Below are 26,436 nucleotides of genomic sequence, written 5' to 3'. Positions count from 1 at the left end.
CTGTTCACCCAGAACCTGGACCGCGCCCTGCGTGTCGCCGAGCGCCTGGAAAGCGGCATGATCGGCCTCAACACCGGACTCGTCTCCAACCCCGCGGCCCCCTTCGGCGGCGTCAAGCAGTCCGGCCTGGGCCGCGAAGGCGGCCGCGTCGGCATCGACGAATTCCTCGAGTACAAGTACATGGCCGTCCCCGTCGGAGCCTGACATGCGCGACCGACTCGTCGTCCTCTACCGGGGCAACCGGCCACCGGCCACCGCACTCATCGAACGCCTTGCGGACACCGTCTACGCCACCGAGGAGGAACTGCCGTACCTCCTTCCCGGCGCCGACGTCCTCCTGGCCTGGGTGACCATCACCCCGGCCATCCGCGAGGCCTGGCCCGACAGCCCGGAGAAGGCACCCCGCTGGGTCCACGCGGCCTCCGCGGGCGTCGACTCCTTCCTGTTCCCCGCCCTGGTGGACGATCCGGACGTGGTCCTGACCAACGCCCGCGGGGTCTACGAACAGCCCACTGCCGAGTACGTCCTCGGCCTGATCCTCGCCCTCGCCAAGGACTTCCCCGGCACCTGGGAGCACCAGCGGCGCCGCGAGTGGCGTCCGCGCCCCAGCGACGGCATCACCGGACGCACCGTGCTGGTCTGGGGGACTGGGCCGATCGGCCGGGCCATCGCCCGGCTGCTGGGCGCGGTCGGAATGCGCGTGTGCGGTGCGGGCCGCAAAGCCCGCACCGACGACCCCGACTTCGGCACGGTCCACGATGCGACGACCCTGCGTGCCGCGCTGACGGAAGCGGATTACGTCGTCCTGGCCGCCCCTCTCACCCAGGGCACCCGGAACATGGTGGACGCCCCCGTGCTCGCCGCCATGAAGCCGGGGGCGCGGCTGATCAACGTAGGCCGCGGCGGACTCATCGACGAGGAGGCGCTGGTCGACCACCTCGCCGCCGGACGACTCGCCGGCGCCGCCCTGGACGTGTTCGCCCAGGAGCCGCTGCCTGCCGAATCGCCCCTGTGGGACATGCCCGGCGTGATGGTCTCCCCGCACACGGCGGGCGAGACCACCAGCGAGCGGGAGGCGCTCGTCGAGGTGTTCCTCGACAACCTCACCCGGCACATCGAGGGCCGCCCGCTGCGCAATGTGGTGGACAAGCGGCGCGGATACGTGGTCGACGCGACGCACCCCGCCTGAAAGGGGAAGTGGCACGTGCCCCGGCCGGCAGGACTTACCGGCCGGGGCACGTGCCACTCGTTGTCTTTCTCTGCCTCTAGTTCATCACGACACCGTCAGGTAGATCTTGCGCACGGTTTCGATGGTCCTCCAGACACCGACGAAGCCGGGCTTCATGACAAAGCTGTCGCCTGCCTTGTACACCACCGGCTCGCCCCCTTCCGGCGTGATTTCGATGACGCCGGAAAGGATGTGGCAGAACTCGAAGGTCTCACCCTTGATCGAGCGCGTCTCACCGGGCGTGGCTTCCCAGACACCCGTGTTGATCGTCTCCCCGCGGGCGGTGTCCTGGACCCAGGTCTTGTAAGTCGGGTCGCCGGAAATCAGACGCTCCGGCAACGGAACCGACTCGCGAGGTGCGAAGGAGGGATTGGCGTCGATGGTCTTCAGGAGCGACATGATTTTCCTCTACGAGTTGTGGAACGCAGCAAATCGGGAGCGGCCATACCTAGGGCCGCCGGGCCGACGTCGACCAGGCTGATCGCGGTTGCCGGGGGCCAAGGTCCCTGCCGCGCAAGCGAGTTGTGCCACCCACGCACCGGCCGGTGACGCACGGGGGCGTGTTGTGGTCCCTCAAGTGTCTCCGGTGCCCCGCGCGGAGCGCGTGTGTGATCTGTCCGTCGCGGGCACGAAGTTCGGACGTTGTGTCAAGCGAGCGGCCGGGGCGACGGGCTTTCCGGTGAAGGGCATCGAGCTGGAGGAAACGCTCCAGGGGTGCGGATCGCCGCCCGCGGCGATGCCCTGATCAGCCCCTCCACCCCGACGACTGGGCGCCGGGGGACCGGTCGCAGGTCGGGGTGACGGCGTACGAGGCCGGGCTGGTCAGCCCTGGCCGACGCTCACCGTCGTGACATCTTGTACGCCTCGCGGATCGATGCCGAAATGCGCCCGTCATCATTTACGAGATAGCCGTTGGCGCGGGCCCAAAGACGTATCGGCTCGTCCTCCGGGCGGGGATCGAGCTTGTGCGGTCTCGCAGGCCTGCCCGGACCTCTCCAGTCTCCCGAGGAGACCCCTTCCAGTCGATCCGCCGTCTCCTGGAAGAAGGCGAACAACGAGGCGAACACGCCCTCTTCGGGGCCTTGCGCCTCGGCCCACCTCCCGACGGTGCCGTTGAGTGTGTCCAGGAACGTCCCGTAAAGACCGTCGCGCTCCGCGGCAATGGGCACCCACTCCCGGCGCCAGAACGGATGATCGGAGTCCGCGGACGGCTGCATCTCCTCCAGCCCCATCTGGCTGAGGTAGACCCGCTGAATGTCCGTCAGTCCCAGCAGGAGATTGCCGCCGGGAAGGGGTATGTCGCACCCCAGCGCCACCAGACAGGCGTGGCCGTCGGGCTGCCTGCCGGCATCGATGTCGTTCGCCAGCAGCCACTGCCACATCTGCGGAGGCAGCTTCAGATCCATGCGCAGTTCGGCCTCGCCGATGGCCGCCCGGCTCCCCGGCCCGCCGAGCGCAGCGAAAGTCTCGGGGTCGTTCCGCTCCAGCCACGACGTGACCCGTCCCCACGCCTCTCGCACATCTCCCGTCCCGCGCACCGGCGTTCCGCTCATGTGTGATCTCCCCTTCGGGCGACGAGCTGATCTTCCCTTCAGAACTGTATGCGGGACCACTGACAGCGGCTTTGTCCTGGGTGCCGTCATGCCGTCATGCCGTCGATGGGCCCGTGAGCCCGTGAGCCCGTGGGCCCGGTGGCTGCCCACCCACTCGCCCGACGCCCGCCCAAGCCGTCGCTCAATCAGTGGTGTTTGGAAGCCCGGCCCCACCTGTGCGAGCCTTCTGCCACTCCTCCGAAAGGGTTGACCTGATGCTCGGCATGGTCGTCTGGGACATCCGCTCCCGCACTTCGACGCGAGAGCGGTAACAGCCACCCGCCCCCACCGCCGCACCCACCGCCGCACCCGTCCGTCGGACATGCGCGGTTTCGGTCTGCTCCTCGTCGAAGTGCTCTTCGTGCCCCCGCACGTTCGAACACGAGGAGTACGTGGTGTCCACCATCCACTGGACCCAGGGCCACACCCACCGGTCCGCCCGCTGGCATTCCGAGAACGCCGCCCCCCTTCCGCAGCGCACTGTTGTCGCCGACGACCGGATGAAGGCCGACGTCGCCTACCGCCAGGCGTGCGAAGGAACAGCCCTGCTCTGGCAGGGCGACTTCCACAACGCCCGGCAATTGCTCCAGGCGATGCGACGCCGCGTCGACCGCAAGCAGCCCAGCTCCGTCACGTCCCTGCGCGAGTCCTTCCACCTGCTGCGGCGCGGCAGCAGCCATCGCGCCCGCGTTCTCGGGAAACTCCTCGTGCTGCTGGAGGACGACTACACCCTGGCACTGCGCCGGGCTCCCGACGTACGCCAGGCGTGTCTTGAGGCCTACGGCCCCCAGACGGGGCCCACGGCGGTCGCGCTCACGGAACTGCTGGGAGTGATCGGCGCCCACCAGTGGCGCCTGAAAGGCGTCGACGTGCCGGCACTCGGCACCCGCGTCCACCCCCACTACGGGGTGTTCGCACCCGTCAGAGGCGAGTACGTCAACCTCGTCGCCCAGACGCCGTTGCCACCGTCGATCCGCCACCGCCCCAGCGCCGGTACGGCATTTGATCTCGGCACGGGAACCGGCGTCCTCGCCGCGGTCCTGGCCCACCGCGGTGTCCACCGTGTCGTGGCCACCGACATCAGCCCGCGCGCCCTGGCCTGCGCGAGGGAGAACGTCCACCGGCTCGCGCTGACCGACCGGATCGAGGTGTCGGGCACCGGCCTGTTCCCCGAAGGCCGCGCCGACCTCGTCGTCTGCAACCCGCCCTGGCTCCCCGCCCGTCCGACCAGCTCCGTCGAACAGGGCGTCTACGACCCGGACGGCACCATGCTCCACGGCTTCCTCACCGGCCTGCCCGCCCACCTCCGACCGGGCGGCGAGGGCTGGCTCATCCTGTCCGACCTGGCGGAACACCTCGGGCTCCGGACCCGACGGGACCTGCTCGACGCCTTCCGCGCCGCACGCCTGCGCGTCGTGGACAAGGTCGACACCAAGCCCCGCCACCCCCGCTCCCAGGACACCACCGACCCACTCCACCCCGCACGAAGTGCCGAGACCACTTCCCTGTGGCGCCTGAGTGCCACACCATGACCGGCATCCGGATCGAGAAGGGGCACCTCACTGCCCGCGTCACCAGGTGAGCGGCACCCCGTGGGCGACCTCGCCACGCCCACGGGGTGGCATGCCATGAACCGTCGGGGCAGAGGGCTGCTCGAAGGCCCGTTGAACAGGCGCTGATTCCTTGGCCGTTGGCGTCGCCGGACGGCAGCCCGTGCATGCCGGTCACCGCCCTCGCTCGTCATGGCCCTGCCGGGGACGGGGACTTCCCCCGCATGGGCACCTCCCACCACCCCCACCAACCACCGTCGCCCTCTCCCGCCCCATTGTGCTGAGCCAACTACGCCCCTACTGTTCGACTTTGCCTGAGTCTGTTTGATGCTGATCGCTCGGGTGAGAGGGAGGCCGCAGTGCGAGGTAATCGGACCGATTCGAAGACCGCGAGACCCGGCCGCCACAGGTGGTGGAAGGCGGTCCTCGCGCCGGCGGCGACCATTGCCCTGGCCATGGGTATGACCGCGCCCGCCACGGCGAGAGAGGCGAGCGGGTCGGCGCCCGCCACCAACACGCAGGCGCACACGGTGACTCTCGACGGCTACTCGTTCCTCGTCGACGGAAAGCGCACCTATCTCTGGTCCGGCGAGTTCCACTATTTCCGGCTCCCGAGCCCCGACCTGTGGCGGGACATCTTCCAGAAGATGAAGGCCGCCGGCTTCAACTCCACCTCGCTGTACTTCGACTGGGGATACCACTCGCCCAAGCCGGGGGTGTACGACTTCACCGGCGTCCGCGACGTCGACAAACTCCTCGACATGGCCGAGGAAGCCGGGCTCTACGTCATCGCCCGCCCCGCGCCCTACATCAACGCGGAGGTCGACAGCGGCGGCCTGCCCGGCTGGCTGACCACCAAGGCGGAGAACAACCGCAGTGACGACCCGAGGTTCCTGAAGTACGCCGACGAGTGGCTGACGCAGATCGACCGGATCATCGCCCGGCACCAACTCACCAACGGCACCGGGTCGGTCATCGCCTACCAGGTCGAGAACGAGTACTACAACGGCTCCGCGGCCGCCCGCTCCTACATGCAGCACTTGGAGGACAAGGCCCGCGCCGACGGCATCACCGTGCCGCTGACCGGAAACAACAACGGCACCTTCAACTCCGGTGCCGGGGCCCTGGACGTCGACGGACCGGACTCCTACCCGCAGGGCTTCGACTGCTCCAACCCCACGAAGTGGAACGGCGTCCCCGACATCAGCTACGACCACCCGGCCGGCAAGCCCCTGTACTCGCCCGAGTTCCAGGGCGGTGCCTTCGACCCCTGGGGCGGCCCGGGCTACGACAAGTGCGCGCAGCTGATCAACGACCAGTTCGCCAACGTGTTCTACAAGCAGAACATCGCCGTCGGCGCGACCGCGCAGAGCTTCTACATGACCTACGGCGGCACCAACTGGGGCTGGCTGAGCATGCCCCAGAACTACACGTCGTACGACTACGGAGCCGCGATCCGTGAGACCCGGCAGCTCGATCCGAAGTACGACGAGGACAAGCTGATCGGGTACTTCACCCAGTCGGTGGCGCCGCTGACCAAGACGGACGCGATCAGGACCACGCCGCCGGACGACTCCGCGGTCGTCGACACCGCGCGGATGAACCCCGACACCAAGACGCAGTTCCACGTGCTGCGCCACGGCAACTCCACGTCCACGGCGGTCGACAGGACCCACATCGCGCTGGACTTCAACGCACAGCCGGCCGCGGACACCACCTACACCTGGGACGACCCCGACTCCTCGCTCCACTACGCCGGTTCGTGGTCGCACGTGGCCAACACCAGTTACACCGGGGGCGACTACAAGCACACCGAGTCGTTCTCCGACAAGGCCGGTGACTCGCTCACCGTCCCCTTCGACGGCACCGCGATCCGCTGGATCGGCTCGAAGACCGACAACCACGGCAACGCCGACGTCTACCTCGACGGCGCCAAGGTGGCGACCGTCGACGACTCCGGCGCCGAGAACCAGGCGGTCGTCTTCCAGAGGACCGGCCTGGCGCCCGGGGCGCACACGCTGAAGATCGTCGTCCTCGGGAACCACGGCTCGGGGTCCACCGACAACTACGTGGCCGTCGACGCCATCGACGTGCCCACGGGTGACGCCGCCGGCCGGCCGACCTACCCGGTCGTGCCCCAGCAGCCGGGCACCGCGATCACGCTCGACGGACGCGACTCCCACGTGATCGTGGCCAACTACCGCCTCGGGGAAGCGCAGTTGCAGTACTCGACCTCCGAGATCATGACCGACGTGACCATCGGCGACCGCGACGTCGCCGTGCTCTACGGCGACTCGGCCAGCGACGGTGAAACCGTCCTGCGCTACTCCGCCGAGCCCACCGTGACCGCCACCGGCGGTACGGTCACGAGCACTTGGGACCCGGCCACCGGCGACCTGCGGCTCAACTACACCCACAAGGGCCTGATCCGCATCAGCGTCAGCGGCGCCGGACAGCGCCCGCTGCTGCTCCTCGTGGGCGACAAGGCCACGGCGAGGACCTTCTGGCGCCAGGACACCACGACCGGCCCGGTGCTGGTACGCGGCACGCACCTGCTGCGTACGGCGACAAGCCTCGACGGCGGCCGTACCGTGGCGCTCACCGGCGACAACGCCGACGACAAGAACATCGAGGTGTTCACCTCCGCCGACCACGTCACCTGGAACGGCAGGACCCTGAAGACCCGGGTCACCGACCCGGGAAGCCTCACCGGGAAGATCCCTGTGGCCGCCGCGATCCACCTGCCCGCGCTGACGAACTGGAAGCACGCCGAGGAATCCCCCGAAGCGGCCCCCGGTTTCGACGACACCACCTGGCAGGTGGCCGACAGGACCACCACCAACAGCGTCTCCGGCATCAACAAGCTGCCGGTGCTCTACGCCGACGACTACGGCTTCCACACGGGCAACACCTGGTACCGCGGCCGTTTCCGCGCCACCGGCAAGGAGACCGGCGTCCACCTGGTCTCGGACTCCGGCGGAGGCGCGCAGGCGTTCTCCGCCTGGCTCAACGGCACGTTCCTGGGCAGTTCCACCACGGGCAGCGCCGACTTCACCTTCCCGGCCGGGTCGGTCAAGTCCCAGGGTGACAACGTCATCTCCGTGCTCACCGTGAACATGGGACACGAGGAGGACTACAACTCCACCAACGGCAACAAGACCGCGCGCGGACTGACCAGTGCCTCCCTGGTCGGTGCCCCGCTGACCTCCGTCACCTGGCGCCTCCAGGGCGTGCGCGGTGGCGAGGACCTCCAGGACCCCGTGCGCGGCCCGCTGTCGACGGGAGGCCTGTACGGCGAGCGGGCGGGCTGGTCCCTGCCGGGCTACCCGGACGCCAAGTGGAACCGCGTGTCCCTGCCCACGACCGACACCCGCCCCGGGGTCTCGTGGTACCGGACCGACGTCAAACTGGACCTGCCGCACGGCCAGGACACCTCACTCGGCCTGACGTTCACCGACGACCCGGCGCGCAAGTACCGGGCCACGCTCTTCGTGAACGGCTGGCAGGTCGGCAACTACGTCAACTACCTCGGCCCGCAGCACACCTTCCCCGTCCCGAACGGCATCCTCGACCCGAACGGCCGCAACAGCGTCGCCATCGCCGTATGGAACCTGGACGGCAGCACGGGCGGCCTCGGCAAGGTCTCGCTCACCGACTACGGCAGCTACGCCTCGTCCCTGCGGGTCGCGCAGAACGACAGCCCCCGCTACGACGCCCGGAAGTACGCCATGCCCAGGCTTCCGGGAGCGGAGGTCTCCCTGGACGTGCCGGACACGGCCCAGCCGGGGCAGACCTTCACCGCCCGGACGACCGTGCGGGTGCCGAAGGGCGCGAGCTCCGCGTCTCGACTGACGGCCTCGCTCTCCGCACCCGACGGCTGGAGCGTGAGCGCCACGAGCCCGCTGTCGCTCAAGCGCCTGGAGCCGGGGCGATCGGCCACCTTCACCTGGAAGGTCCAGCCCCCGGCGGGAGATCTGCCCTCCGCCTCGGCGCTCACCACCGCGGTGCACTACACACAGAACGGACGGCAGGCCACCGGTACCGACGAGCGCATCGTCGGCGGGATACCACCGGCCCCAACGGCCGGGGAGAGCGCGGTGAGCGACCTGCCGTTCCTGTCCGCCACCAACGGGTGGGGTCCGGTGGAGCGCGACAGCAGCGTCGGCGAACAGGCGGCCGGGGACGGCCGTACGATCACCATCGCCGGCGTGGGCCACGCCAAGGGCCTCGGCACCAACGCGCTCAGCGACATCCAGCTCTATCTCGGAGGACAGTGCTCGCGGTTGACGGCGGAGGTGGGCGTCGACGACGAGACGGGCGGTGCGGGAACGGTGACGTTCTCCGTGATCGCCGACGGCAAGACGCTGGTGACCACGCCGACGATGCACGGCCGGGAGGCAGCCGTGCCCATCGACGTCGACGTCAGCGGCGCCCAGGTGGTCGACCTCAAGGTCGGCGACGCCGGTGACGGAAACGGCAACGATCACGGCGACTGGGCGGTTCCGACACTGACCTGCGGCTGACGACCGCAGTAGCAGAAAGGGAGGCGTGGCCGACCGCCGACATGGTCGGGCCTGAGCATCGTGCTCGTACGGCGCTCAGGCCCGCCGCCGCTCCTCCCGCTGCCGGACCAGCTCCTCGACCGCGCTCGGCAGTGTCGTCTCGAAGTCGATGAGCTTCGCCCACGTCGGGGTGACGACGATCCGGACCATGCCGTCGTGGTACAGCGAACGCACCTCCGCCTCCCACTCGACCCGTTGCTCGGGCGTCATCTCGTAGGTGCTGTTCGGTTGGAGGTACTCGTCCGGGATGCCGTCGACGTGGTCCAGCTCGGCTCGGCCCCGGATGAGCAGGATCCTGGGCGGGTGCACCTCGGTGTCGATCGTCAGGGCGACCGCGGGGTTCTCGCGCAGGGACGCGAGTTTCGGGGCGTTCTTCGTGGTGCACATGACGATCTCGGAGCCGTTCCAGACGAACGCGATCGGGACGTTGCGGGGCGTGCCGTCCTTGGCTACGTAGGCCAGGCGGGTCAGGTCGCGGGCCAGCAGCTCCTGGCTGATCGGTCGGTTCAGGACCTCGGTGATCTCGTTCGCCTGCATGATGGTTCCTTCGCTCGTGGCCTCTGGTGTACCCGGGACGGAGCCGGTGCCCCGTTCTCGACACCCGGCCCACGACGAACTGCTGAACAGTTTCCTCATGGCCCGTCGGGGCTCCAGCTCGGGCGGCGTCGCGGGGGTCCGGCGAGGATCAGTCGCTCGAGGCCGGCATAGCGTTCGCGTGCGCGGCGGGCGCTGCGACGTCCGCTCAGGAGGGTGCACAGCCAGCCGCAGACGAAGCCCGCCGGTACGGAGACCAGGGCGGTCGTGGTGAACGGGAACCAGTTCAGGTCCGCCTCCGGGAGGGCCGACGCGGGTGACCCGGAGACGAGCCGGGTGCCCGACATCAGGACCAGGACGGCCACCGAGCCGCCGATCAGCGTGCCCAGCAGCCCGGCTTTGCCGAAGCGCCGCCAGAACAGTGCGTAGACCAGCGCGGGCGCGATGGCGGAGGCGCCCATGCAGAAGGAGAGGGTGGCCAGGGCCTGGAGGCTGCGGTGCTGGGCGAGGGCGGCCAGCAGCAGCACGGGTACGCCGACGATCAGCGCGCAGGCCCGTGCGAGGGTCATCTCCCGCAGTGCGGGCATGCCGTTGTTCCGGGAGGCGAAGACGTCGTGCGCCAGGGAGTTGGCACAGGCGAGCGTCATCCCGGCCACGGACGCCAGGAGGGTCAGGAAGATCGCCGCGGTGACGGTGCTGAACACCAGGCTCTCGGAGCGGGAGACGTCGGCCCCGAACACCGCGCGGGCGCCCAGCAGATAGGCGGTGCTGCCGTGCGGGTCGGCGGCGGTGATCCGCTCCCGGCCGACCAGTGCCGTGGCGCCGAGCCCGATGACGGTGATCACCAGCATGAACAGGGCGACCGAGGACACCGCCCAGGACATCGTGCGCCGTACCTGGCGGGCGTTGCCCGCGGTGTACATCCGCATGGTGACGTGCGGCAGACAGGCACCGCCGAGCACGATGGCGATCTGCGTGCTGATCATGTCCAGTGCGGGATGCGGACCGTCCGCGAACTGCAGGCCGTACTGGAGGAACGCCCGGCCGGTACCGCTGCGCTGCGCGGCGGTGTCGACCAGCGTGCCCGGGTGCCAGCCGAAGGAGGCGAGGACGAGCGCGGCGACCACGAGGCCGGACCCGAGGAGCATCACCGTCTTGATGATCTGGATCAGCGCGGTCCCCCGCATCCCGCCCAGGGCGGCGTAACTGATCATCAGGATGCCGGCGCCGACGATGCAGCCGGTCTGCATGGCGCGGTCGGAGAAGCCGAGGATGAACGCCAGAAGCTGTCCCACGCCCGCCAGTTGCACGATCATCATCGGGATCAGCGACAGCAGGGTCACCGCGCACGCGGTGATGCGTACGGCCCGCCCGGGCACGCGTCGGCTCAGCGCGTCACCCATCGTGAACCGGCCGGTGTTGTGCAGGGGTTCGGCGAGCAGGAACATCAGCAGGAGCAGGGACAGCAGCGTACTCAGGGCCAGCACGACGCCGTCGTAGCCGCACAGCGCGATGACCCCGCCGATGGTGAGCACGGTCGCGGCGGAGATGTAGTCGCCGGCGACCGCCAGGCCGTTGCGGAGCGGGGACAGGGTCCGGTAGCCGGTGTAGAACTCCTCGAGGTCGTCGCGGTCGGGGCCGGTCAGTACGCACAGCAGGAGCGTGAGGGTGACGACACTGCAGAAGGCGACCAGGGACCAGGACTGCGCGGAGCCGCCGAGGTCGGTCATGCCCGGGCCCGTCCGTCGCCGTCGGCCGGCCGTGCGTACTGGCTGACTCTGCGGGCCAGGGGGTCGACGAACCGCCGTGCCGCGTACTCGAACAGCAGGACCGCCAGCCACGTGACGGGGATCTGTACGACGGCGAGCAGCAGGCCGGTCGGGAGGCCGCCCAGGGACGGGCGGGCCATGAGGGCGGGGGCCTTGACGGTGAGGGTGAGGAAGACGGCGAAGTAGCCGAGGGCGACGAGGGTCGCCACGCGCCGCTGCCATCGGCAGGCACGGCGCAGGAGACGAAGGGCCCGATGGTAACTGGACCACGAACGCTGACGGGTCCCGCTGCCCGGGCGCTCTCCGGCCGCCGTCGCGAGGGACGGCGGCCGGAGAACGGTGGGGGAGGGGACCCGTCCGTCGTGCCGGTGCGGCAGGGATAATTCCGAGCGGTCGTAGGACATCCCAAAACTCCTAGCGCGGTGGGCCCGGAAGTCACGGACCGCAAGAGGTGGGGGAGCGGAGGCGGTTCGGGTCACCGCACGTTATGCGGGTGTCCGGGCGGTGGATGTGTGTTCCGTTGAACTTTCTGACGGCAGGCCCGCACGTGAGCCACCCCCGGGGGGTGCCCGTGGTGACTGTGTGACACATGTGCCACACGCGTCCCCTGTGGTCCCCTTCCTTCGGAACTGGTCGTCTGTCCGTCGTACACCAGTCCCAGTGGGCCTTCGCTGCTCCGGCGGAAGCGGACCGGTCGGCGGGGCGAGGAGCGGTACGCCGAATGCCGCAGCGGTGTGCCCTCCATCGAGGGGGTGGTACTGGTGGCATATGCCTGACGGGTATCGACCCGTCCGAACGTGCCCCGGTGCACGCCTCCGGGAGAGGTGACGTGTGCCCCGCGCCGAGAGTAGCGCCGGGGAACGCGCTCTGACCTCGATGAACAGAACGTTTTCCGCGCACAAAGATGCGTCAGCTCGTCGTTGACCGGTGCTTCGCGGCGGGGCCAGGGTGAGGGAGCCGAATCGGATTCCGATCGCCCGTTTCCGGTCACCGAAGTGAGTGCAGGAGGCCGTGATGCTCCAGACAGCCAGCCGCGAACCCGGCGAGTGCCCGACCGACGAGGGCGCGGGTGCCACGGCCACGACCGTCGACCCGCCCGCACCGGAGGCCCGCGGCGAACTGCTCTTCGAGAGCTGCCGGTGGTGCGCCACTCCGGCCTATCGCCGCTCCTTCTGCCGCGCCTGCGGCTCCACCGCCTTCAAGCGGGAGCGCAGTACAGGTGCCGGGGCCCTCGTCCGCCGCATCGGCCAGGCCCCGCTCCACACCTGGTTCGTCGCGATGGACGAGGGATTCACCCTGGTCTGCCAACTCGCCAGGGCGGAGACGACCGTGGCCGGGATCGGGGCGAGAGTGCGTGTCGTGCGGACCGTGGCTCCCCGCGAACAGGGGCTCCCCCTGGTCGAGATCACCTACCCGCCGACGTCCTCGGAGCGCTGGTGGTGAGGGAGCACGGCACCGGTCAGGTCACGTTCGCGCAGGCCGCACGACGAGGGAAGAGGGCAGCAGTGGACACCCAGGACAACGCACCGGACGCACAGGCCGGCGCCGCCGGCGAAGCACCGCGCACCGCGCTGCACGGTCTGCGCATCGCCGACTTCTCCCGGGTTCTCGCGGGACCCTACGCCACCATGCTCCTCGCCGACCTCGGCGCCGACGTGGTGAAGGTGGAGCGCCCTGGCATCGGGGACGAGACCCGGGCCTGGCACCCCCCGGCCGATGAGGACGGCACCTCGACCTACTTCCTGAGCGTCAACCGGAACAAGAGGTCCGTCGTCCTGGACCTCACCACCGAGGCCGGCCTCGAACAGGCCCGCTCGCTGATCGCCGCGTCAGACGTGCTGGTGGAGAACTTCCGTCCCGGCACGATGGAACGGCTGGGGCTCGGTCACGCCGAACTCCGCGCCCGGCACCCGGAGTTGATCTACTGCTCGATCAGCGGCTTCGGCAGCGGCGAGGGCGCCGCGATCCCCGGCTACGACCTGCTCGTCCAGGCCGTCGGCGGTCTGATGAGCGTGACCGGGACCGCGGACGGCGAACCGGTGAAGGCCGGTGTGGCCCTGGTCGACGTGATCACGGGGCTGCACGCCTCGCTGGGTATCCTCGCCGCCCTACGGCACCGGGACGCCACCGGCGAAGGGCAGCTCGTGGAGGTGAACCTGCTCGGCTCACTGCTGTCGGCCATGGTCAACCAGGCATCGGCGTTCGCCGTCGCCGGTGTGGTTCCTGGCCGCATGGGCAACGCGCACCCGAGCATCGCCCCGTACGAGACCCTGCCGACCGCGGATCGGCCGATCGCCCTCGCGGTGGGCAACGACCGGCAGTTCGGGGCTCTCGCCGAGGTCCTCGGGGATCCCGGCCTCGCTCTCGACGACCGCTTCCGCACCAACGCCGACCGGGTCGCCCACCGCGTCGAACTGCGGGACACCCTGACCGAGCGGCTCGGCGCCGCCGGTGCCGACCACTGGTCCACCGTCCTGCTGGCGGCCGGAGTGCCCGCCGGACCGGTCAACACCCTCGACGACGCCTTCGCCTTCGCCCACAAGCTCGGCCTGCCCGGCATCGTCGACATCCCCGCCGCCCCCGCCGACGGAGCCGAAGCCAGACCCTTCCGCCAGGTCGCGCACCCCATTGGCCTGAGCGGAACCCCGGCGCGGTACCGCCTGCCCCCGCCCTCCCTGGGCCAGCACACCGCGCAGATCCTCAACGCCCCCTCCGACCACCCGATTTCCTGATCCCGAAGCACAAGGAGCCCGCCATGAACGGCAAGCCGTTGCAGGACCCCCTCGACCTGTTCGACATCGCCTCGGTCCTCACCGACGAGGAGCGCGAGATCCAGACCACCGTCGCCAGGTTCCTCACCGACCGGGTCCGCCCGCACATCGGCGAGTGGTTCGAGAACGCCCACTTCGCCCGCGAACTAGCCCCAGAGCTCGGCAAGTTGGGTGTGCTCGGCATGCACCTCGAAGGATACGGCTGCGCCGGCACCAACGCCGTCAGCTATGGCCTGGCCTGTCTGGAGCTGGAGGCGGCGGACTCCGGCTTCCGCAGCTTCGTCTCCGTGCAGGGCTCGCTGTCGATGTTCTCCATCTGGAAGTGGGGCTCCGAGGAGCAGAAGCAGCAGTGGCTGCCGCGGCTGGCCGCCGGTGAGGCTATCGGCTGCTTCGGCCTGACCGAGCCCGACTTCGGCAGCAACCCCTCCGGGATGCGCACCCGGGCCGTCCGGGACGGGGGCGACTGGATCCTGAACGGCTCCAAGATGTGGATCACCAACGGCGGCATCGCGGACGTGGCCACCGTGTGGGCGCAGACCGAGGACGGCGTCCGCGGCTTCCTCGTGCCGCGCGGGACACCCGGCTTCACCACCCAGGACATCAAGCAGAAGATGTCGCTGCGCGCGTCCATCACCTCGGAGCTGTACTTCGACGACGTACGGCTGCCCGACTCGGCCCGGCTCCCGCACGCGGAAGGCCTGCGCGGACCGCTGTCCTGCCTGAACGAGGCCCGCTTCGGCATCCTGTTCGGAGCGGTCGGCGCCGCCCGCGACTCGCTTCAGGCGGCCATCGACTACGCCGACTCCCGGGTGCAGTTCGACAAGCCGATCAGTGCCTTCCAGCTCACGCAGAGAAAGCTCGCCGACATGACCGTCTCCGTCGGCAACGCGGCGCTGCTCGCCGTACACCTGGGCCGCCTGAAGGACCAGCACCGCATCCGGCCCGAACAGATCAGCGTCGGCAAGCTCAACAACGTGCGCGAAGCGATCGCGATCGCGCGCGAGTGCCGTACCGTCCTCGGCGCCAACGGCATCTCCCTGGAGTACTCGCCGCTGCGCCACGCCAACAACCTGGAGTCCGTCCTCACCTACGAGGGCACCAGCGAGATGCACACGCTGGTCGTCGGTCAGGCGATCACCGGCTACCCGGCGTTCCGCTGACCGCCCCGGCCGAAGGAAGACGACCGTGAACATCGTCGTACTCGTCAAGCAGGTCCCGGACACGGCTGCCGAGCGCACCCTGTCCGGGACCGACCACAGACTCGACCGCGAGGACACCGACCTCGTCCTGGACGAGATCAACGAGCGTGCCGCTGAGGAAGCGCTGACGCTCAAGGAGACCACCGACGCCGAGGTCACCGTCGTGTCCATGGGACCCGACTCCGCGCTCGACGCCATCCGCAAGGTCCTGGCGATGGGCGCCGACCGCGGCATCCACATCTGCGACGACAGGCTCCGGGGCGCCGATGTGGTGACCACCGCGAAGGTCCTGGCCGCCGCCGTGCGGACGGTCGCGGACGTGGACCTGGTCCTCGCGGGCAACGCCACGACCGACGGACAGGCGAGCGCGGTCCCCGCCGTCGTCGCCGACCTGCTCGGCCTGCCGCAGCTCACCCACGTCCGCGAGCTCGCCGTGGACGCGGGGCGGGTGCGCGCCGAGCGCGAGACCGAGAGCGGTGAGGCGACGCTGGAGGCGCCGCTGCCCGCGCTGGTCAGCGTCACCGAGAAGATCAACGAGCCGCGCTATCCCTCCTTCAAGGGCATCATGGCCGCCAAGAAGAAGCCCGTGGCCACGGTCGACCTCGACGACCTGTTCCCCGACGCGGACGACTCCGTGTTCCTCGTGACCCGCACGCGCGTGACGGAGGCCGTCCCGCGCCCTGCGAGGGCCACCGGAACGCTCGTAAAGGACGACGGCTCGGCCGCCCGCCGGCTCTTCGAGCATCTCGTCGCCCAGAAACTCGTCTGAACCGCCCCGACCCGAAGAAGCAGGCACAACCATGCCCGACGTCCTCGTCCTCGTCGACCACGACGGGGAACGCGTCCACAAGTCCACCTACGAACTCCTGGCCGCCGCACGGCGGTTGGGCGAGCCGATCGCCGTCGTCGTGGGAACCCCCGGCACATCGGCCCGCCTAAGGGACTCCCTCGCCCTGCACGGCGCCACCGTCGTCCACGCGGCCGAATCCACGGAGGCGGGCGAGTTCCTCGGCTCGCCCGCCGTCGATGCCCTGCAACTCGCGGTACGGGCGGTCTCTCCCACCGCCGTGCTGGTCTCCGCGACGACGGACGGCAAGGAGGTGGCCGGACGTCTCGCCGCGCGGCTGGACACCGCGTTGTTGACCGACGTGGTCGACCTGGACTCCTCCGGAACCGTCACCCAGATCGTCTTCGGCGGGGCGTACACCGTGCGCTCCGAGGCCACCCACGGTGTCCCCGTGATCGCCCTGCGGCCGGGTTCCTTCGAGCCGGAGCACCATCCCGTGGGGGCCGTGCAGCACGAGCTCGCCCTGCCGCCGGTCGACCCGACGGCGTCCGCCCGCGTCACCGCCCGCCGCGCCGCGCTCGCCGGCGACCGCCCCCCGCTCACCGAGGCGAGTGTCGTCGTCTCCGGCGGACGCGGTGTCGCAGGGGCGGACGGCTTCAAGGTGGTGGAGGAGCTGGCCGACGCCCTCGGCGGCGCGGTGGGCGCGTCCCGGGCGGCGGTCGACGCCGGCTACTACCCGCACCAGTACCAGGTGGGGCAGACCGGCAAGTCCGTCTCTCCCCAGCTCTACATCGCGCTGGGCATCTCCGGGGCCATTCAGCACCTCGCCGGGATGCAGACGTCCAAGACGATCGTGGCGGTCAACAAGGACCCCGAGGCGCCCATCTTCGGTGTGGCCGACTACGGCGTGGTCGGCGACCTGTTCTCGGTGGCTCCCCAGCTCACCCGGGAGGTGTCCGCACGGCGCGGTCCCGCGTGACGCACGGCCGAGTTCGAGCGGCGGTACGGCTTTCCCCTCACGGGACGAACCTGAAGTCGACAGGGTGGGTCCTCTGCCCGGATTTCCCACTCTGCTCGTCCCGGCGGCCCGCACGGCGTTAGCGTCCACGCATGATCGTATGGCTCAACGGCACCCACGGCGCAGGCAAGACGACGACCAGTGTGCTCGTGCAGCAACTGATTCGGGACTCACGGGTGTTCGATGCCGAAAAGGTCGGCGAGACACTCATGGACATCACGCCGGGGCTGCCCGAGACGGACAACTTCCAGCACTGGCCGCCGTGGCGTCCCCTGGTGGTCGAGACCGCCCGACGCGTCCTCGACTACACGGGCGGCATCCTGGTGATGCCCATGACGGTTCTCGTCGAGCAGTACTGGCGCGAGATCAGCGCGGGCCTCTCCCAACACGGCATCCCCGTACGCCACTTCGTCCTCCACGCCGACCAGGACACGCTCCGCGGACGCATCGCGGACGACACCGTCGTCGGTCCCAACTCCTGGTTCCGTCTCCGCTACCTCGAGCCCTACGCCGAGGCGGCCCGCACGTGGCTGCACGCCGAGGCCGAGGTCGTGGACACCACGCACCTCACGCCCGCCCAGGCCGCGCAGCAGATCGCGGAGGCGATCAAGAGCTGAGAGCAGCGCCCCTCCGTCGCTGACCCTCGCGGACACAGTCCCCGCGCACCCACCCGCCTCCGTCGAGCTGGATGACGGGACGGGTGGTCGGCCACCGTCACGCCGTTTCCTTGAGGGGCACGTCGTCGGGGACGGGCGGCCGGCGTCGCGGCATCAGCAGCATCGTTCCGGCGGCCAGGGCGACGGCGACGCAGCACAGGTTCATCATCGTCACGACACCCAGCGCCCCACTCAGCAGTGAGCCGGCCAGCATGCCCGACAAAGAAGCCGCTGCCTGGAGAAAGCCGTTGGTGGCGCTGACCCTGCCCAGCACGGCGTCAGGGGTGTGACGGGCGACGAACGTGCCGCTCGTGATCGTGAAACAGACCATGGGCGCCCCGATGGTGAGGAACAGTACGGCGCTCCACCCGATCACAGGGGTGTTGAAGGTCGCCGTGAAGGCGACGGCGAGCGCTGCGAGGGAGCCCACCAGCACGGTCCGGTCGGTGAACCTCCGGGCGAGTGCGCGGCTGAGCGGCACCCCGAGCAGGAACCCCGCGCCGAAAGCCCCGAAGAGCAGGCCGAGGATCTGTGGTGAGGCGTGCAGGACCCGGTCCATGTACGGAATGAGGCCGACGTTCACGGCGGACGTGGCGATCGCGAAGAGAGCACCGGCTGCCGCCAGCGTCGCCAGCCACGGGCTGTGGCGTATCTGTGCGACTCCGTCGCGGATCTCGGTGACCAGCTGGTGTACCTGCACTTGCCCACGCCTCGCTCCGGTTCTCCGGTGTGCGGTCGTCCGCGGCCGGTAACGGACCATCGAGAGGCACAGCGCCGAACACGCGTAGCTGAACGTGTCGATGGCGACGACCGCCATGAAGCCCAGGCCGCCGTACACGACCCCGCCCAGCGGGCCGCCGAAGAGCCGGATGGAGCCGACGATCAGGGCGTTCAGGGAGTTCGCCGAGTGGAGGTCGCCGGCACGGCCGACCAGTTGCGGGAGCAGGGCTGCGGAGGCCGGGGTGAACAGCTGGCTCAGGGACGATTCCAGGGCCAGCGCGACATAGATCAGCCATACCTCGTCCGGACTGTCCACCCACAGCATCAGCGAGACCGCCACCATGCGGCCCAGGTCCGCGGCGATCATGACGCGCAACCGGTTCCAGCGGTCGACGAGTGCCCCGGCCAGTGGGCCCAGGACCAGCGCCGGGACCGTTCCCGCGGCCAGCGAGAAACCCGACGCCATGGCGGAGCCGGTCAACTCCAGGACGTAGTACGGGACCGCGAGGAGCAGGAACCAGTCACCGAGGCTGGACAGCAGCTGACCGGACGCGAGAAGCCGGTAGTCCCGGATCCGCAGCACACCGAACAAGGGCGTCTCCTCGGAATGGAGGCCAGGCCGAGGAGCGCTCCCAGCTCAACGTACAGGATGTACAGAACGTACGATACGGAGCCTGGTTCGTCAGGGCAAGCCGCGGTCGCCGTCCCGTACGCAGCGACACCCGACCGTCCACGCCCGGCGTGGACGACCTGTCAGGCCGCCCGGTAGTCGAAGAACCCCTGTCCCGACTTACGGCCCAGCAGCCCCGACTCGACCATGCGGCGCAGCAACGGGGGCGGGGCGTAGAGCGGTTCCCGGTACTCCTCGTACAGCGCCTCACCGATCGCCGCGACGGTGTCGAGGCCGATGAGGTCGGCGAGACGCAGCGGACCCATGGGGTGCGCGCAACCGGCGGTCATCCCGGTGTCGATGTCCTCCGCGGTCGCCGTTCCCGCGCTCACCATCCGGACCGCCGCCAACAGGTAAGGAACCAGCAGGGAGTTCACCACGAAACCCGCGCGGTCCTGCGCGACGACCGGCTTCTTGCCCAGGATCTCGCTCGCGAAGGCACGCACCCGCAGTTCGGTGGCCTTCGAGGTGTGGAGCGAGGGGATCACCTCGACCAGCGGCATGACGGGGACCGGGTTGAAGAAGTGCAGGCCCACCACGGCCTCGGGCCGGCCGGTCACCGCCGCGAGCCTGGCGATGGGGATGGAGGACGTGTTGCTGGCCAGCACGGCGGCCGGGCCGGTGACCACCTTGTCCAACTGCCGGAAGAGCTCGGTCTTGGCCTGCTCGTCCTCGACGGCGGCCTCGATCACCAGGTCCGCGCCCGCCAGGTGGGACAGATCGTCGGTGGCCGAGATCCCGGCCAGGGCGAGGGCGCGGTCCTCGGGGGCTAGGGCACCGCGCTTCTCCGCCTTGAGCAGGGAGTCCGCCACACCCGCCAGTCCCGCCCGGGCCCTGTCCTCGGTCACGTCGCACAACGTGACGTGCACCCCGGCTCGGGCACAGACCTCGGTGATGCCCCGGCCCATCTGGCCCGCCCCTACGACACCTACGTGCTTGATCCCTGTCATGCGCTTCTCCGCCTGTCCCTTCGTCCGGTGGCGGTCGGCCGACGCCGCCGCGGTGGGTGCTGCCGTGCGAGCCTAAGCCGGACACACCCCAGCTGACCTGCGAAAACAGTGCGTCATCCGCGCACAAACATGCGTCGGAACGTAGTCGACCGGTTCAATCGGCGACCGTCGCGACCGCGGCCTCCCGAAGCCGGCGGATCACCCCGCGCACCGCGGGCGAGGTCTCACCCCGGCGGTAGGCACCGACCAGCCGGGTGGTGAGGGGGGCGTCCGCCAGCGGACGGTAGGCCACCCCGGGAATGTGCACGCGCCGCAGTGAGTCGGGGACCAGGGCCACCGCGAGACCACCGCCCACCAGGGTCAGCGCGGCCACGTAGTCCCGCACCGGGGGAGCGCACAGGGGGCTGAAGCCTCCCCGCCCGGCCACTTCCAGGATTTGGTCGCGGCAGCCGTACTCCTCCTCGAAGTGCGGGGCCACGAAGTTCTCGTCGCGCAGCGCGGCCGCCGGTACCGCCTCGTACGCGGCCAGGGGGGCGCCGGCCGGCAGGGCCAGGACGACGTCCTCGGTGAGCAGGCACGTGGCCGTGACCTCGGGCGGGTATTCCGGCCGCCAGCGCAGGAAGCCGACGTCGATGTCACCGCAGGCGAGCGCCTCCAGCTGGGCCGGTGTCTCCAACTCCCTGACCTGGACCGTGAGATCGGTGCCGGGGGCCGCGCAGCGGGTGAGGACGTCGGTGAGCACTCCGGAGAACGCGGCCGAGGCGACGTACGCGATCTGGGCGTGTCCCAGTTCCCCGCGCCCTGCCCGTCGGCCCACCGCCACGGCCCGGGCGGCCTGGGCGAGGGTCGCCCGCGCTTCTTCGAGGAACAGTTGGCCGGCACTGGTCAGTGCCGGCCTGGTGCGTCGCCCGCGGTCGATCAGCCGCACGCCCAGATGTGACTCCAGTGCCCTGATCTGGGCGCTGAGTGCCGACGGCGCGAGGTGCAGGCGGTCCGCCGCCCGGCCGAAGTGCAGTTCCTCCGCGACGACGACGAACGATTCCAGCCAGCGCAGTTCCACCGGTTCCTCCATCCTGCCGGGCCCGCGCGGCAGAGAGCACAGGCAGTGGGGTACGGCCCGTGGTGAGAACACCCCGCGACGGTGTCAGGGCAGGACGGGGCCGCCGCGGGGTGAGTGTGGGCGATCCCCGGGTTCAGGGGAGCACGACGTAGTTGCTGAAGCCGCCGTCGAGGTCGGTGGCGCGTCCCGAGATCGCTTCGTTGACCTCGGACAGCGGGAAGGGCTTGGTGATCAGGTAGGACAGGTCCAGGGCCCCGGTCGCCACCATGTCCGCGACCTCCTGGCCCTGCGCGGTGGTGAACCAGTTGGAGCCGATCAGTTGGACCTGCTCGTCCATGAGCCACTTCACGTCCACGGGCAGCCGGTCGGCCACGCCTCCGACGTTGACCACCCTGCCGCCCCGGCGGACACCCTGCATGGAGTCCAGCATCGTCTCCACCGGTGCCTTGGCGCCCAGGGCGCTGATGACGAAGTCCGCTCCCTCGCCGCCGGTGCGGGCCTTGGCCCACGCGCCGGTGGAGCCCTCTCCCAGCCGCATGACCTCGATCCGGTCCGGGGCGAGTTCCTTGACGCGCTTGAGGAGTTCCTCGTTGCGGCCGGTGCCGAGGACCCGGGAGACACCCGAGGCCAGCGCGAGGAGGGTGGAGGCTACGCCGAGGGTTCCGGTGATCCCGTCGATCAGCGCGACCTGGCCGGGGCCGGCCGCGGCGTACTTGAGCGCCCGGTAGGACGTGCCGATGTAGCCGAGCTTGCCGGCCTGCTCGAACGTCATGTTGTCCGGGATGTTGACGATCGAGTACTGCGGCGCCGTCATGTACTCGCAGAAGCCGCCGTAAGGGTAGAGATCGAAGATCCGCTGGCCGTCGCGGGAGGTGCTGAAGTAGCCGTTCAGGGTGAAGTAGCGGCACCGGCTGAGCTCGCCGCCGCGGCACATCTGACAGCTTCCGCAGGAGCGCAGCGGGCTGACGTAGACCCGGTCGCCGGGCTTGGTGTTGAGCACCGCCTCGCCGACCGCCTCGACCACGCCCGCCGGGTCCAGGCCGAAGATCGCGGGCAGCTTGGGCAGGGGCTGGTGCGGGTACCACGTGGGCCAGTTGTTGATCACGTTGGCCATGTTCGGCACGATCCCGCACGCCTTGACCCGCACCAGCACGTCGGTCGGCCGCGGAGTGGGCACGTCGACGGTGTCCACGGACATCGGCTCACCGAGAGTGTGCAGCCGGGCAGCGAGCATTTTCGCCATTGAAATACTCCGGTTTTGATGGGCAGTAGGGTGCCGAGAACTATGAATTCGCGAAGGGATTCGGGTAATTGTCCTCAAGGTCGATGTCGAGCAGACCCATGATGCGGACGCCGGAGTTGTACCAGGCGATGGACAAGGACAGTTCGACCATCTGCCGGTCCGACAGATGCGCGGCGGCGGCACGCCATGTCTGTTCCGAGACGTCGACCTTCAGCGTGGATTCCAGGGCCAGGCGCATGACCGCCTTCTCCGTCGCGTCGAACAGGTCGGACGACTCGAAGTCGCCCACCGCCGCGAGCTGTTCCTCGGTGAGCCCGGCCTTCAGTCCGTGCGACTGGTGGTGCGCGACCTCGTAGGCGGAACGGGTCACGTGACCCACGGTCAGGATGGCCAGCTCGCGCAGCTTGGGGCTGAGGTCGGCGGCGCGCAGCGAGTTGGCGTAGGTCAGGAACCCGTCCAGTTGCTCGGGCGCGCCCGCGAGGGCCAGGAAGATGTTCGCCGTGGGTACCTTGCGTTCGGCTTCGAGCCGGTCGTACAGGGGCTTGTTCGCCTCGTCCGCGTCCTCGCGGCGCAGGTAGGGAACGCGTGCCATGTCGTCTCCTCGGGGAGAAAAGGGGGTCAGTGCGCGGACTGTTCGAGCAGGAACCGCTCGAGGGTCATCGGCTGGGGTGCCTGGGCCGGCGGGATCTGCTTCACGCCCACGAAGGGCGAGGCCTCGAAGTACCACTTCTCCAACGCGGGAAGCCCCCAGCGGACGTTCGTGCTCAGCGATCCCGCGTCCCAGCGCACCGGTTCGACCTCGGTGTCGATGGTCTGGTAGTGGCTGTTGAAGACCTCCACCCGGTGACCGTCGGGGTCGCGGAGGTAGGTGAAGAGCATGCCGCCGGGGCCGTGGCGTCCCGGGCCCCGCTCCACGCCTTCGCCGTAGCCGAGGATGCCCGCCCAGTCGCAGGCGGTGAAGATGTCGCGGCTCTCGGAGACCGTGTAGGCGAAGTGGTGCAGGGCGGGGCCGCTGTTCTCCACGATCGCCAGGTCCAGGCAGGTGCCCTTGCGGTACATGAACGCGCTCAGCAGCGTGTCGCCGTGCGCGAGGTACTCGGAGTTGCGGAAGCCGAGCTCGCCGTAGAACGCGGTGAGTTCGTACGTGTTGGGCGCGAACGTCTGGAAGTGGTCGAGGCGCTGGGCGTGGGCGCCTTTGTAGTGCTCGAAGTCGATGTGCAGCCTCGGGCGGGTCTCCATGTGCGCGCAGAGCTCCAGCGGGGTGCCGGCCGGGTCGCTGACGTGCAGGGTGCGGCCCTGGTACGGCAGGTCGACCCACTCGGCGGGCAGTCCCCGGTCGCGGAACCACGCGTAGGCGATGTCGAGGTCCTCGTCGAGGAAGACCCGGAAGCCGATCCGTCGGCAGGAACCGGCGCCCTCGTCGTCCAGCTCCAGGACGAGGCTGTGGTGGCATGCCTCGGCGAGGCCGCGGAGATAGCAGGTGCGCTCGTCCTCGTCACTGACGACGAGCCCTAGGGCGCTCGTGTAGAAGTTCCGGCTCTCGGCCAGATCCGCGACCGTGAGCCGGACATGACTGGAGCGGGTGATGTTGAAACTCGGACGCAGATTGACGGGAGGGAGCATGCGGGTCTCCGTGCGCGATTCGGCTCTTGATTTCGATGACTGTAATACCGGGGGCAATACCGGGGGCGATTTACGGCTTGACCGCGGAAGGGGCGGGGTCTGCGAAGGGGAAGGCGGACCAGCCGCTGAATTCCGCGGAATCGCCGAGGGCCTCCTCGATACGCAGAACCTCGTTCCACTTGGCCATGCGCTCGGAGCGCGTGAACGATCCCACCTTCAGCTGACCCGCGTCCCATCCGACGCTCAGGTGCGCGATGGTGATGTCCTCGGTCTCACCGGAGCGGGCCGACACGACGGTGCCGAAGCCGGCGTCCTTTCCGGCGAGCAGGGCCTGGTGGGCCTCGGTGACGGTGCCCGCCTGGTTCGGTTTGACGAGGACGGCGTTCGCCGCCCCGTTGGTGGCCGCCGCCTCCACCCGCTTGGCGTCGGTGACCAGGTAGTCGTCACCGATCACCTGGCAGCGGTGGCCGAAACGCCGGGTGAACTCCACCATGCCCTCGTGGTCGTCCTCGCCCACGGGGTCCTCGACGGACAGGATCGGGTACTGCTCGATCCAGCCGCCCAGCATGTCGATGAGTCCCGCCGTGGCCAGCGTGCGGTCGTCGAGCGCGAGCGTGTACCGCCCGTCGCTGCCGAACTGCGAGGCCGCGACGTCCAGGGAGATGGCGACCTGGGTGGCGGGCGCGAAGCCCGCGGTGCCGATGGCGAGCGTCAGGGTCTCCAGCGCCTCCTCGTTGGAGTCGAACGCGGGCCAGAAGCCGCCCTCGTCCGCCACGCCCTGCGCCTTGCCCGCCTTGCGCATCAGACTGCCGGCCGCCCGGTAGATCTCCGCCGTCCAGTCCAGAGCCTCGGAGAAACTGCGGGCCGCGGGGCAGACGACCATGAAGTCCTGGACATCGACGCGCCGGTCGGCGTGGGCGCCGCCGCCGAAGATCTGGATCTCCGGCAGGGGGATGCGAACCGGCCGGCCGCCCGACAGGTGCCGCCACAGCGGTACGCCCGCCGCCGCGGCGGCGGCGTGCACCACCGCCATCGACGTGGCCACGATGGCGTTGCCGCCGAGGCGGCCGCGGTCGGGGGTTCCGTCGAGGTTCACCAGGAGCCGGTCGAGGGCCTCCTGGTCGGTCGCGTCGAGGCCAAGGACGGCGGGCGCGATCTCCTGGTTGACCGAACCGACGGCGCGACGGACGTCGAGTCCGCCGAAACGGGAGCCGCCGTCGCGCAGATCGAGTGCCTCGCCCCGACCGGTCGAGGCTCCCGCCGGTGCGATGGCCCGCCCGACCGCTCCGCCGGCGAGGTGGACCTCGACCTCGACGGTCGGCCGCCCGCGGGAGTCCCACACCCTGCGGCCGTGGAGCTGGGCGATCCGCGTGTCTGTCATTGCGGTGCAACCTTTCGGAGTTCGGACGGACGGGGCGTCGAGCGTGTCCGTGCCCGGCATCGGGGCGGATGCCTGTGCGGTCGGCGGGGTGGGGAAGGCGGCGGTGTCGGCGACGGGCGCGGACGGGCCTCCTGAAGCGGTCCGGCAGAACGAGGCGCCGCTGAGCGCACCTTCGGGGAATCCGCTGTGCTATCGATAGCGCAATCGTGCGAACTGAGGGCGCTTCTGTCAAGAGGTGCGGAGGGTTCACTGTCTCGGATGTGTTGCTCATTCTCGCCGATTGGCCCGCCGTGAGGCCAGTGCTATCGTTCGCACAACCCGCGGAGCTCCGGCAAGAACTCCGGCGGGCCCGCGCTCCTGGACGGACGGACAGCACAGGCGGCGCGGGTCCGCCGGGCCGAGCGCGGCCGACAGGAAGGCGAGCCCGACATGACATCCGAGCCCTCTGTGGCGCCCATGACCCTCACGACAGTCGTGGCCAGCACGCGTCCCGGACGGGTGGGCAGGTCCGTCGCGGACTGGTTCACCACCCGGATCGCGGAGTACGAGCAGTTCGAGTCGCACCTGGTCGACCTGCGCGAACTCGCTCTTCCGTTCTACGACGAGCCGCACCCGCCCGCTCTGCGGCAGTACACGCATAGCCACACCCGGGCGTGGAGCCGGATCGTCGACGCGTCGGACGCGTTCGTGTTCGTCACCCCCGAGTACAACGGGGGCTTTCCGGCTCCCCTGAAGAACGCCTGGGACTACCTCGTGGTGGAGTGGCAGCACAAGCCGGCCGCCTTCGTCAGCTACGGCGGCGTCTCGGCCGGCACCCGGGCGGTGCAGATGGCCAAGCAGGTCGTGGCCAACCTGAGGATGCTGCCGATCGGGCCGACCGTGAGCATCCCCTTCGTCGGCGAGCAGGTCGAGAACGGTGCCTTCCGGCCCGGCAAGATCCATGAGGCCGCCGCCGAGCACGTGCTCGACGAACTCGTCCGCACCGCCACTGTCATGCGCCGGTTGCGCAGCGGAACGTACTGACGCGGCGCGTGAATGTGAAGGTGCCCGGAGCACTGCTGCCTGAACGGCTACACCCTCTACAACAACATCTGGGGCTCCGGCGCCGGCAGCCAGTGCATCT

The 26,436-nt window shown here is 69.8% G+C and carries 23 protein-coding genes; 11 read left to right on the top strand and 12 right to left on the bottom strand.

Features of this window, described 5'->3' with window-relative positions:
- A partial coding sequence (locus tag ABZ098_RS44475) for an aldehyde dehydrogenase family protein (RefSeq protein WP_356600727.1) occupies nt 1–204 on the top strand: 204 nt, incomplete at its 5' end.
- A gap of 1 nt (nt 205) precedes the next feature.
- Nucleotides 206–1,189 carry a D-2-hydroxyacid dehydrogenase gene (locus ABZ098_RS44470; RefSeq protein ID WP_356600725.1) on the top strand — a complete coding sequence of 328 codons (984 nt, stop codon included), beginning with the start codon at nt 206–208 and terminating at the stop codon, nt 1,187–1,189.
- Between the two features lie 84 nt (nt 1,190–1,273).
- On the opposite strand, the gene ABZ098_RS44465 is transcribed toward ABZ098_RS44470, so the two are convergent.
- Together ABZ098_RS44465 and ABZ098_RS44460 are read right to left on the bottom strand one after the other, a co-directional pair.
- Nucleotides 1,274–1,627, bottom strand: a complete 354-nt coding sequence (locus ABZ098_RS44465; protein WP_356600723.1) for a cupin domain-containing protein — start codon at nt 1,625–1,627, stop codon at nt 1,274–1,276.
- 440 nt (nt 1,628–2,067) lie between these two features.
- Nucleotides 2,068–2,781 carry a hypothetical protein gene (locus tag ABZ098_RS44460; protein WP_356600721.1) on the bottom strand — a complete coding sequence of 238 codons (714 nt, stop codon included), beginning with the start codon at nt 2,779–2,781 and terminating at the stop codon, nt 2,068–2,070.
- A gap of 434 nt (nt 2,782–3,215) precedes the next feature.
- Between ABZ098_RS44460 and ABZ098_RS44455 the strand changes: the two genes are divergently transcribed.
- Nucleotides 3,216–4,352: a class I SAM-dependent methyltransferase gene (locus ABZ098_RS44455; RefSeq protein WP_356600719.1), complete on the top strand. Its 1,137-nt coding sequence runs from the start codon at nt 3,216–3,218 to the stop codon at nt 4,350–4,352.
- Nucleotides 4,353–4,831: 479 nt separating this feature from the next.
- Nucleotides 4,832–8,893, top strand: coding sequence for a beta-galactosidase (locus ABZ098_RS44450; protein ID WP_356600733.1), 4,062 nt, complete (start codon nt 4,832–4,834; stop codon nt 8,891–8,893).
- A 75-nt stretch (nt 8,894–8,968) separates the two neighbouring features.
- Here ABZ098_RS44450 and ABZ098_RS44445 read toward each other — a convergent pair whose 3' ends face one another.
- From ABZ098_RS44445 to ABZ098_RS44435, 3 genes are all read right to left on the bottom strand, one after another.
- Nucleotides 8,969–9,469 carry a pyridoxamine 5'-phosphate oxidase family protein gene (locus tag ABZ098_RS44445; protein ID WP_356600718.1) on the bottom strand — a complete coding sequence of 167 codons (501 nt, stop codon included), beginning with the start codon at nt 9,467–9,469 and terminating at the stop codon, nt 8,969–8,971.
- A gap of 95 nt (nt 9,470–9,564) precedes the next feature.
- Nucleotides 9,565–11,196 (bottom strand): cation acetate symporter, encoded by a 1,632-nt coding sequence (locus ABZ098_RS44440; RefSeq protein ID WP_356600717.1) that lies wholly within the window; start codon nt 11,194–11,196, stop codon nt 9,565–9,567.
- Nucleotides 11,193–11,639, bottom strand: a complete 447-nt coding sequence (locus tag ABZ098_RS44435; RefSeq protein ID WP_356600715.1) for a DUF485 domain-containing protein — start codon at nt 11,637–11,639, stop codon at nt 11,193–11,195. Before ABZ098_RS44435 ends, ABZ098_RS44440 begins: the two co-directional genes overlap by 4 nt.
- Nucleotides 11,640–12,249: 610 nt before the next feature.
- Here ABZ098_RS44435 and ABZ098_RS44430 point away from each other — a divergent pair.
- The 6 genes from ABZ098_RS44430 (at nt 12,250) to ABZ098_RS44405 (ending at nt 17,627) form a co-directional block, all read left to right on the top strand.
- Nucleotides 12,250–12,678, top strand: coding sequence for a hypothetical protein (locus ABZ098_RS44430; protein ID WP_356600713.1), 429 nt, complete (start codon nt 12,250–12,252; stop codon nt 12,676–12,678).
- Nucleotides 12,679–12,806: 128 nt separating this feature from the next.
- Complete coding sequence (locus ABZ098_RS44425) at nt 12,807–13,967, top strand: CoA transferase (protein ID WP_356600731.1); 1,161 nt, start codon at nt 12,807–12,809, stop codon at nt 13,965–13,967.
- Nucleotides 13,968–13,990: 23 nt separating this feature from the next.
- The gene (locus ABZ098_RS44420; RefSeq protein ID WP_356600711.1) at nt 13,991–15,166 is read left to right on the top strand and encodes an acyl-CoA dehydrogenase family protein; all 1,176 of its coding nucleotides are present in this window, start codon (nt 13,991–13,993) and stop codon (nt 15,164–15,166) included.
- 25 nt (nt 15,167–15,191) lie between these two features.
- Nucleotides 15,192–15,974: an electron transfer flavoprotein subunit beta/FixA family protein gene (locus ABZ098_RS44415; protein ID WP_356600709.1), complete on the top strand. Its 783-nt coding sequence runs from the start codon at nt 15,192–15,194 to the stop codon at nt 15,972–15,974.
- Nucleotides 15,975–16,005: 31 nt separating this feature from the next.
- The gene (locus tag ABZ098_RS44410) at nt 16,006–16,971 is read left to right on the top strand and encodes an electron transfer flavoprotein subunit alpha/FixB family protein (RefSeq protein WP_356600707.1); all 966 of its coding nucleotides are present in this window, start codon (nt 16,006–16,008) and stop codon (nt 16,969–16,971) included.
- 131 nt (nt 16,972–17,102) lie between these two features.
- On the top strand, nt 17,103–17,627 hold the full coding sequence (locus ABZ098_RS44405) for an ATP-binding protein (protein ID WP_356600705.1): 525 nt from the start codon (nt 17,103–17,105) through the stop codon (nt 17,625–17,627).
- A 97-nt stretch (nt 17,628–17,724) separates the two neighbouring features.
- On the opposite strand, the gene ABZ098_RS44400 is transcribed toward ABZ098_RS44405, so the two are convergent.
- From ABZ098_RS44400 to eno, 7 genes are all read right to left on the bottom strand, one after another.
- Nucleotides 17,725–18,969, bottom strand: a complete 1,245-nt coding sequence (locus ABZ098_RS44400) for an MFS transporter (protein ID WP_356600729.1) — start codon at nt 18,967–18,969, stop codon at nt 17,725–17,727.
- Between the two features lie 170 nt (nt 18,970–19,139).
- Nucleotides 19,140–20,006, bottom strand: a complete 867-nt coding sequence (locus tag ABZ098_RS44395; RefSeq protein WP_356600703.1) for a 3-hydroxybutyryl-CoA dehydrogenase — start codon at nt 20,004–20,006, stop codon at nt 19,140–19,142.
- Between the two features lie 154 nt (nt 20,007–20,160).
- The gene (locus tag ABZ098_RS44390; RefSeq protein WP_356600701.1) at nt 20,161–21,066 is read right to left on the bottom strand and encodes a LysR substrate-binding domain-containing protein; all 906 of its coding nucleotides are present in this window, start codon (nt 21,064–21,066) and stop codon (nt 20,161–20,163) included.
- 133 nt (nt 21,067–21,199) lie between these two features.
- Complete coding sequence (locus tag ABZ098_RS44385) at nt 21,200–22,309, bottom strand: alcohol dehydrogenase catalytic domain-containing protein (RefSeq protein WP_356600700.1); 1,110 nt, start codon at nt 22,307–22,309, stop codon at nt 21,200–21,202.
- Nucleotides 22,310–22,349: 40 nt separating this feature from the next.
- Nucleotides 22,350–22,901 carry a carboxymuconolactone decarboxylase family protein gene (locus tag ABZ098_RS44380; protein ID WP_356600698.1) on the bottom strand — a complete coding sequence of 184 codons (552 nt, stop codon included), beginning with the start codon at nt 22,899–22,901 and terminating at the stop codon, nt 22,350–22,352.
- 26 nt (nt 22,902–22,927) lie between these two features.
- Nucleotides 22,928–23,932: a VOC family protein gene (locus tag ABZ098_RS44375; protein ID WP_356600696.1), complete on the bottom strand. Its 1,005-nt coding sequence runs from the start codon at nt 23,930–23,932 to the stop codon at nt 22,928–22,930.
- 70 nt (nt 23,933–24,002) lie between these two features.
- On the bottom strand, nt 24,003–25,313 hold the full coding sequence (gene eno, locus ABZ098_RS44370; protein ID WP_356600694.1) for a phosphopyruvate hydratase: 1,311 nt from the start codon (nt 25,311–25,313) through the stop codon (nt 24,003–24,005).
- Between the two features lie 456 nt (nt 25,314–25,769).
- Between eno and ABZ098_RS44365 the strand changes: the two genes are divergently transcribed.
- Entirely contained in the window at nt 25,770–26,336 is a 567-nt protein-coding gene (locus tag ABZ098_RS44365) for an NAD(P)H-dependent oxidoreductase (protein WP_356600692.1), read from the top strand.
- Nucleotides 26,337–26,436 lie beyond the last annotated feature (100 nt).

Source organism: Streptomyces sp. NPDC006335 (genome assembly GCF_040612795.1).
In the GTDB taxonomy this organism is placed as follows: Bacteria; Actinomycetota; Actinomycetes; order Streptomycetales; family Streptomycetaceae; genus Streptomyces.
Note: the sequence above shows the minus strand (reverse complement) of the source record. Positions and strands in the feature narration are given on the sequence as shown.